The organism is Candidatus Hydrogenedentota bacterium (genome assembly GCA_035416745.1).
In the GTDB taxonomy this organism is placed as follows: domain Bacteria; phylum Hydrogenedentota; class Hydrogenedentia; order Hydrogenedentales; family SLHB01; genus UBA2224.
Map to the genome: position 1 here is coordinate 81993 of DAOLNV010000011.1, position 6177 is coordinate 88169.

At 60.4% G+C, this 6177-nt stretch carries 6 protein-coding genes; 1 reads left to right on the forward strand and 5 read right to left on the reverse strand.

What is annotated here, in order from left to right; translation table 11 throughout:
- The coding region (locus PLJ71_06220; protein HQM48265.1) for a DnaA/Hda family protein at window positions 1–1449 on the reverse strand (1449 nt) is incomplete at its 3' end.
- A 306-nt stretch (window positions 1450–1755) separates the two neighbouring features.
- On the opposite strand from PLJ71_06220, the gene PLJ71_06225 reads away from it, so the two are divergent.
- Entirely contained in the window at window positions 1756–2661 is a 906-nt protein-coding gene (locus PLJ71_06225; GenBank protein ID HQM48266.1) for a protein phosphatase 2C domain-containing protein, read from the forward strand.
- On the opposite strand, the gene PLJ71_06230 is transcribed toward PLJ71_06225, so the two are convergent.
- The 4 genes from PLJ71_06230 to PLJ71_06245 form a co-directional block, all read right to left on the reverse strand.
- Window positions 2634–3395 (reverse strand): UDP-2,3-diacylglucosamine diphosphatase, encoded by a 762-nt coding sequence (locus PLJ71_06230; protein ID HQM48267.1) that lies wholly within the window; start codon window positions 3393–3395, stop codon window positions 2634–2636. The genes PLJ71_06225 and PLJ71_06230 overlap by 28 nt on opposite strands.
- Complete coding sequence (lepB, locus tag PLJ71_06235) at window positions 3392–4063, reverse strand: signal peptidase I (GenBank protein ID HQM48268.1); 672 nt, start codon at window positions 4061–4063, stop codon at window positions 3392–3394. The genes PLJ71_06230 and lepB overlap by 4 nt, the downstream gene beginning before the upstream one ends.
- Window positions 4064–4315: 252 nt before the next feature.
- Window positions 4316–5428, reverse strand: a complete 1113-nt coding sequence (locus tag PLJ71_06240; GenBank protein ID HQM48269.1) for a hypothetical protein — start codon at window positions 5426–5428, stop codon at window positions 4316–4318.
- Between the two features lie 3 nt (window positions 5429–5431).
- Window positions 5432–6016: a hypothetical protein gene (locus PLJ71_06245; protein ID HQM48270.1), complete on the reverse strand. Its 585-nt coding sequence runs from the start codon at window positions 6014–6016 to the stop codon at window positions 5432–5434.
- Between the last annotated feature and the right edge of the window lie 161 nt (window positions 6017–6177).

Genomic DNA, 6177 nt, shown 5'->3' on the forward strand with positions numbered 1-6177 from the left:
GGCGGCATTGAACGCCTCCTTGAGTTGAGCGCTCTCCGACAAGGCCTGTTCGAGTGTACGGCGGGCCTCGTCGGCTTGGCCGAGCAGCCGCGACATCTCTTGCTGGAGATGCTCCTCGTTGCGCGCGAGCCGGTCTGCCAGTTCGTGGCGTTCCTGCTCGAACTGTCTCTTCGCGCTTTCGAGCTGCTCTTCCGCCGTCTGCAACTGTTCTTGCAGGCCGGCGATGAGCGCACCCTGCTCTTCGGATACCGGCCCGGCCGCCAACAACGCTTCGAGTTCCCGGATCTGCCGCCGCTGCTCTTGCTCGGTCTCGCGAAACCGTATCTGGTTGGTTTCGATCTGCGACACCAGTTTTTCAGCGCGCTCGACCAGCATGTTCGCTTCGTACCGCGCCTGGGCCGATTCCTGGTGCGCGGCATGGAGTTGCTGTTGAAAGGCTGCCCTCTCCTCTTCGAAGCGGCGCCGCTCGTCTTCCTGGGCCGTCACGGTATCGGCAAGAACACGTTCTTTTTCCGATTGCGCGGTCTCGAGCGCAGTCCGCAGGTGCTCGACCTGTTCCTCGGCATCCCCGCGGCGTTGCAGTTCCCTGCGAAGATTGTCGCCGTCTACCCGGGCAGCATCGAGTTCCTCTCGTACTTGGGCAACGGTTTCCTCGAGGCGCGTCACCTCGTTTGCGGGCGCTTGTTGCTGGTCCTGACTCGAGCGCAGGCGGTCCTCCAGCGAAGCAACCTCATCTTTGAGACTGCGGGCGGACGCTGTAGCCTCCTCGAGTTGTCTTGCCAGTTCCGCGGTTTTCGCGCGCTCCTGTTCGAGGGCCATGTCGAGACTCGGGGCCTCTCCGGCGTCTTTTTCTGCCGCACCGACACGCTCGAGCAACTCGCGCAACCGCTCGATCTCGAGATGCTGCTTCTCGATGACCGCCTGACTTTCGCGGCGCATTTCGCGCTTGAGGATCTCGAGCTGGGTTTCACCCTCGCGCACCCGGATTTCGACGGTCTGGCCCGAGGCGATCATGTCGCGCAGCCCTTGAGGAAGCGCCTTAAGACGCCGCGGATGCACATTGCTGGCCAGCATGACATAGTGGTGATTGTCGAGAAAAATCCGCACCACCGCCTCGAGTTCTTCGAGCAAATCGTCAAAGAGTTCGAGCTGGTCGATGAGCAGGATGGCCGATTCGGCTTTTTCGACGGGCGAAGGATCGCCGATCAGGTCGCGCACCTCGCGCCGGAACTCCCGCGCCGTGATCACCGCCAGAGAGGTGCGCGGCGAGGAGGCCTTCACCCGTTTCCAGATCGAATAGAGCAGGTGGGTCTTCCCGCATCCCTCTTCGCCGAGCAACAACACCGGCATGGGCCCGGCCGGCTGCAAGTCCGCAATGCGCTTGCAGATATCCAGAGCCGCGCGATTGCCATCGGCCGCAAGGAAAGTATTGAAACTGAACCGCTTCATTGCCCCTGTTCCATATCGCGCCTACGTACCCTTAGAATTCTATCGCGCGGGCGGGAGGCTGTCAACTGATTCCCCCTGCTACGGCCTTCAGAATATGCGGTTTTCGTTAAATGCGCAGATAGACGCCTACACAGCAAGAACAGCACACCGCCCTGCCGTCTCTCGCACGGATCCTGCCCCTTTAGGGCATTATAGTATGGCAGCGGGGAAACGAGGCCTCCCACGGGGCTGTTTCGTGCAGTGCGGAGTTGCAGATTGCGCAAGAAATCTGGTACTTTCGCGTTTAGAGTCAGGGAGTTCACCCTCATGCGCATCGATATTGCGGCACAGACAGATGTCGGGCGCCGCAAACGCACGAACGAAGATTATTACGGCGTTTTCCGTGAGGACACGCCGGGCTTGCGGCTTTTTCGCGAGGGGGCACTGCTTTGTGTTGCCGATGGGCTTGGTGGGCATGTGGCGGGAGAAATCGCGAGCAAGCTGACCGTCTCGGTCGTGAAAGATGTTCTCAAAGAGTCGCCCCCCGCCCCGATCGAAGGCCAGGAAGACAAGGGGCAGCTTACCCTTCTCAAGCAATACATCATTCGCGCCAACGATAATGTCCACAAAACCAACCAGGACCTCGTGAAGACCGGCCGTCCCATGGGTACGACCCTTCTTGCCAGTCTGGTGACGCCCAAGAAGGTGTACATCGCCAACGTGGGCGACTCGCGGTGTTATCTGTTTCGCGACGGCGATCTCATCTATCGCACCGTAGACCATTCGTGGGTGGACGAGCAGGTGAAAGCCGGGCTGATGTCGAAGGCCGAGGCCGAGTCCGACTCGCGCAAGTACATCCTGACGCGGAGCGTGGGCACTCATCCCCAGGTCGAGATCGACGATTATATCTGGGATATTCTGCCGGGCGATATGCTGTTGCTGTGCACGGACGGTCTCGTGAACATGGTCAAGGACGCGGAGATCACCGAAGAATTCAAGCGAAACGCGAGCCCCGCGGAAATTGCACACCGTCTCATCAATATCGCCAACGACAACGGAGGCAAAGACAATATCACAGTCATCGTTGCCGACATTATGCCGAGTCTCACGACCGTTACGGGACGGCGGATCAAGGCGTTTTCAAAAAAGCGCGGCGCGAAACTCCTGTACACCCTGCTGTTGATCGCGTTTGGGGGACTGTGTTTTTACCTCGGCCATGTGCTGTGGCCTTGAAATGACTCGAGGCGGTACGAGCCGTCTTCGCCCACCACATACGTGTGGTGCCACAGCCAGTCTCCGGTATTGATGTAGAGCCCCTGTCCGTCCGGCGTGGGAAAGTGTTCTTCAACGGGATGATGGGAATGGGCGCATAACACCACGTCGGCCTCGCCCGAAGCCAGCACGCGTTCCGCGTACGAGCGCAACGGGCCCACTTCAGACCCCTTGCTGGGATCCGAGGGACTGAACATGGTGCGGCTTCCCTTCGAAACGCCCTGCGCGATGGCCATGGCCCAATCGGGATGGAGCAGACGAAACGCCCAGACGGCCACGCGCCACCGCGCAACGCGTTTGTAGAGATGGTAGCGCCAATCGTCAGGGTTGATCCCGTCCCCGTGGGCCAAGTGCACGCGCTGGCCGTCGATATCGAGCGTCACGGGGTCCGGATACACGGTGAACCCAAGATACTGTTTGAGAAACCGGCCAGCCCAGAAATCGTGATTGCCGCAGACAAAAAGCAGTTCAACCCCGGCGTCGCGAAGACTGGCGAACGCGCGCAACACGTCGAAATACCCGGAGAAAATGACGTGCTTGTATTCGAACCAGAAATCGAACAGGTCGCCCAGAACAATAACGCGGGAGACGTCACTGGGGTCGAGACCGCGCAAGAAGGCCGCCAGGAGTTCCATGTTCTCCCGGCCGCCCGGGGCCACGGTGAGGTGGGCGTCCGAAACAACAATAGTTTTCATTTGATGAGGCCGAAACGGCTGAGCGGCCAGAAACGCAGGAGCGCCTGGCCGATGACCAGGTCCCCGCTGACCGTTCCGAAATTCCGGCTGTCTTTGCTGATGTTTCGATTGTCGCCCATCACGAAGTATTCGTCAGGCCCTACGAGGATTTCGCGGTCGGGTTCGTTGGAGAGGGCTTCTTCGCTGATATAGGCCTGGTCAATTCTCCGGTCATTCACATAGATGGCTGTTTCCCGAAGCCGCAGGCGTACGGCGTTTTCGGGCTCAGCCTCGTTCCCCGCGCGGACGGTATTGGTGCCGCCTTCCTCGGGCCCCACAACGATCACGCGTTTCACGTAACGTTTCCCGCGGTCATCGGGACTGTCGAACACCACGATATCGCCGGTGTCGGGGGCCAACACCAGGGAAAACGGCCAATGCTGGCCCAGTTTGAAGACCAGGATGCGCTCGTTTTCGCGCAGGGTGGGCTCCATCGAGGGCCCCTCGACTTCATATCCCTCGATAACAAACTCGCGCAACACCAGGAAAAGCACCAGGAAGACCGCCACCATCTTCACGAACTCGATGACTTCACGTTTGGCTTCCTGGCGGCTTCTTTCGCGCTTTTCCGTCTCGTTTCCCGGCGGCGCGTCCCCTGTCGGGGTTTCTATTCTTTCCTCTTCTTTCACGCTTTTCCCGATTCCGCGGCGTATCTTGCCGCTCCTCGAAATCTACCATCCCTCAACGCGTTCTGCAACTATCTCCCGGAACCCACCGCGGTGTCATGTCCGGTTGCATGGGTTCTTTTATTGTCTGATGCTTAGTCGCCGCAGACCGCGACATGATGGCCTGTGAGCTGGCTTCTGGGCATAACCCGCCGCCGGGCAAGTGCATGCAGCGCCCGGCGCGCGCGTGCCGCCCGGCGTTCGGCGGCGGTCCTGCTAAGCGGCCTTACCCGGAACCAAGCCCAAAGCCTTTACGACGGGCGAATCCTCACGATAGACCGGCACGATAATCTCAACCTCTCCGATGAACTGCCGCGACACAAACAGGATTCCGGCGGGGTGCAAGAAAGCCAGCTCTTTCAGGTATTGCCACCACTCGCCATTCTCGATCTCGCGCCCCAGCAGCACGGCGGGGATTTGGCGCGGATTGGCGCCCAGGGTCTCGTCGATCTCTCCCGCAAGGCTGCTCGCCGCCGCGTTCTGGTCCTCGGCCCGGGCGGCGATGGCCCGCTTGATGCGCTCGGAGAACTCACGTTTCAGGTCGAGGGCTTCCCGGTATCGGTGCACAAACTCGTGCCACTCGGGATCGCGTGAATCAACCATCTCCTTGAGAAAAGGGACGCGCAGGTCAAGGGGCCGGTTTTCGAGGCGCACGGCGATGTCATTGCTCAACAACAGGTAACCCAACGCCGTCTGCACGAAGCTTGATGTCTCCTGCAACGGCAGACAGTCTTCGGGCCGCTGGGGATAGTCCCCGTGCAAAACGAGTGCGCGCATCTGGTAGTCAGGGGTCTTGGGCAAAGGCTCGGGAAATGCCGCGTAATCGTATTCGAGGCCCGACGCGGCGACGTAGCCGCGCACGGCCTTCCGAATGTCGCTTTTGTCAAGGTTCGCGTCCGCTTCCTCGAGAACCAGCTCCTGCATGCGCCCCCGGATACGGAGCATCTCATACGCCTGGGCCGCGCTCGTGTACTTCTCCTGGCGCAAGGCGTTGTCGCCCAGCATCAGAACCAGCTCGTACGGCAGCTGGGGCGGGCGCATCATCTTCAGTTCGTTCTCGATATGCGGCCAGACCGCGCGCGAACGGACCAGGTCGAGGGCGTTCTGGAATTCCCGCTCCCGTTCCTGCTCGCCGTCCGGTCTCAGATAGGCGTACTTCTCGGTCTCGAACTGCTCAGGGGACGTTGTCCGCGCCGGCGAGAACGGACCGAAGAGAAACCGGAGATTCACGATATCGCCGTCGTGGACCGCCTTCGCGAAGGCCTTGGCGGCGAGGTCCATGTCCACGGTCTTCTCTTGAGTGACGGACTGACGGTTGCGTCCCAGCACGGTTCAGGTCCTTTCATTCAGGGCCGCGGCGACGAATTTGCGCCGCTCATCCCAATCAACGGACGGCGGCGTAACCTCGGCGTAGGGCAGGCGCTCCAGAATCTTCTGGTAGAGGTCGTTCCGGTAGAACCGGAGGATGCGCGAAGCGTGCCGCGTGTGGGCGGCATCCCAGTTGCTGTTCTCGACGCACTCCTTGTCCTGTCCCGCCGACAGCATCCACTCCTCGCAATACTTGCTCAAGAACGCCTGCAGGCGGCCATCATACTGCCGCCGAAAGATATCCGCCTCGGCATCGTTTGCCGCGACGGCGTCCCGCCATTTCTGCTCGAGCTCGATGAGTGCCTGGCGTTCGGACCAGTAGGCCTCGCGTGTATCGTTCTCGCGCAGCACCAGGAGCGCCGCGTTAAGCTGTGCCATTTCAAGGAGATAGTGTGCGCGCCGCTGCTGGGTAATCTCGACCCGCGCGATCTCGCCGACGAGCTCCTTCATGCGCCTGCGGTACACCTTGCGCACCTCGCCCGGCTTGGCATCTTCATTCAGGCCAAGGATTTCGAAGAAGTTGATGTATCCGTCGTCGGTTCCTGCCATGTCCGCGCAACTCCAGGAGGTTTGCCCCGCAAAACCCTGATTCTACCGAAATGACGGTGTCCAGACAAATGAACGCAGTCACAGGGAGCAGATTCTAGGCGTAGTACGTTTTGATCCCCGACTGCTTTTCCATTTCGAAGAACAGAGCGTAGCACTTGAGG

What these genes read in the sequence shown, in the direction of transcription:
- PLJ71_06245 (HQM48270.1), bottom strand. Translation starts at nt 6,016, where the DNA reads ATGGCAGGAACCGACGACGGATACATCAACTTCTTCGAAATCCTTGGC.
- PLJ71_06230 (HQM48267.1), bottom strand. Translation starts at nt 3,395, where the DNA reads ATGAAAACTATTGTTGTTTCGGACGCCCACCTCACCGTGGCCCCGGGC.
- PLJ71_06225 (HQM48266.1), top strand. Translation starts at nt 1,756, where the DNA reads ATGCGCATCGATATTGCGGCACAGACAGATGTCGGGCGCCGCAAACGC.